This is a genomic window from Vibrio sp. 10N.261.52.A1 (assembly GCF_002876325.1).
Classification (GTDB): Bacteria; Pseudomonadota; Gammaproteobacteria; order Enterobacterales; family Vibrionaceae; genus Vibrio; species Vibrio chagasii.
The window spans coordinates 1-1,736 of record NZ_MCYD01001054.1 but is presented as its reverse complement, the minus strand read 5'-3'; the positions used below and the strand labels follow the sequence as shown (position 1 = coordinate 1,736).

Annotated in this window: 1 protein-coding gene; it reads left to right on the top strand. The window is 44.8% G+C overall.

Annotated features, from left to right (window positions below):
• Positions 1-37 precede the first annotated feature (37 nt).
• Positions 38-1,736 (top strand): methyl-accepting chemotaxis protein (locus tag BCT81_RS22835; RefSeq protein WP_102425955.1); only part of this gene is annotated, 1,699 nt, incomplete at its 3' end.

The following is a 1,736-nucleotide window of genomic DNA, read 5'->3' as shown; positions in this document are numbered from 1 at the left end:
ATGAATATCAACGTCACTGGCTTAAAGGGAATTAACCATGAGTAATCCATCGGAACCTCAGCATCCTCTGCTGTCTCTTTCTATTCGCAGTAAGTTTATTTTAATCAACCTCACTCTGTTTATTTGTGTTTTTATCTATGCCGTCTACGAGCAACTTAGCTTAGACAAATTGGAATCATTGGAGATCGCTGCGACCGAAAACCTCAGAAGCTCAGTAGATTTATTAACGCTTAGGCGACATGAGAAAGACTTCTTGTCTCGCCACGATCAAAATTACGCAGAGCGTTTCGATAAAACCGCCGACATATTGAATCAAAGATTGGTGACGTTGAACCAAACTCTCACCTCGCACGAACTTCACCTGACCGAACAAATGACCAAGATCTCCGATACCCTTAATCAGTACCAGAAACAGTTCCACCAGATCGTCAATCAAGTGAACGACATTGAACGTTCAACCCCACCTTTGGGCTTTGTCGCCGCTCTTGATGGAAAAAGAACAGCGCTGAAATCAGCAATCGAATCAGAATCAAGCTTGGCACTGGAACTTGCGTTGTTAGAGCTGATCGAAAAAGACTTCCATTACCTCGCACATATTAATAGCGAAACGAATGCGGCGTTAACCAATGCTCTTGTTGAGTTTGAACCCTACTCCCAAACCTCGATTGCGACTGAGCAAGCCTATTCCGAATATAAGGCTGCAGTTGAAACTCTGTTGGTTGCTAACAGCAATCTAGGCTTGTCTGCAGAGTTGGGGCTTAGAGGCGCCTTACGTAGCAATGTTCATAAAACGGAACAAGCCATTGAAGAAGTGCAGAATGAGATAAGCCATGCGATTACAGTGGCAGTTAGGCACACACAAAATATGTTGCATCTGTTTGGCGCCGCCATTGTTGCTCTGCTTTCTCTATTATTGGTGTTCATTGGTCGCAACATCTTGGGTCGTATCAAAGCGATTAACGTGATGATGGAGTCGATTGCAAATGGCGATGGTGATTTAACGGTGCGAATGAACGCTAAAGGTAACGACGAGCTCGCTCAACTTGCTCACTCGTTTGATACCTTCATCAACAAGCTGCACGGCAACATTAAAGAGTTGTCGGGAGTTATGACAGTGTTGACAGAGAGTTCATGTAGCTCTGAAGAAGCCGCGATCAAAAGCATGAGTAATGCTGAGAAACAGAAACAACAATCGGAGTCCGTCGCGACGGCAGTGAACGAACTGGTGATGACCAGTAACGAGGTCACAGCCAATATAGAAAATGCCGCAACTAATGCAGAGAAAATTAAAGATAACGCCCATCAAGCATTACAAGAAACACACTTAACAGATACGAGTATCAATGTGTTAGTCGAGAACATTGCAGAGTCGCAAGATTTAATCGTGCAGCTTGAAGAACAGAGCCGTGAAATCAATCAAGTGGTAACGACGATTCAGGGAATTGCTGAACAAACTAACCTACTCGCGCTTAACGCGGCGATTGAAGCTGCACGTGCAGGCGATCATGGACGAGGCTTTGCGGTGGTCGCCTCTGAAGTGAGAGAGCTTTCTTTAATGACTAACGACTCAACCCATCAAATTGAATCGACTATCCATGGTTTAACGTCCGGTATTGCAAAGACAGTCGCTAAGATGTCGGCAAGCTTGGAGCAAACCGAACAAGTTAAGCTCCAGACTAAAGATGTGGTCAATGCGATTGAAGGTATCCACTTTCAAGTCGGAGAGATGTTCGACC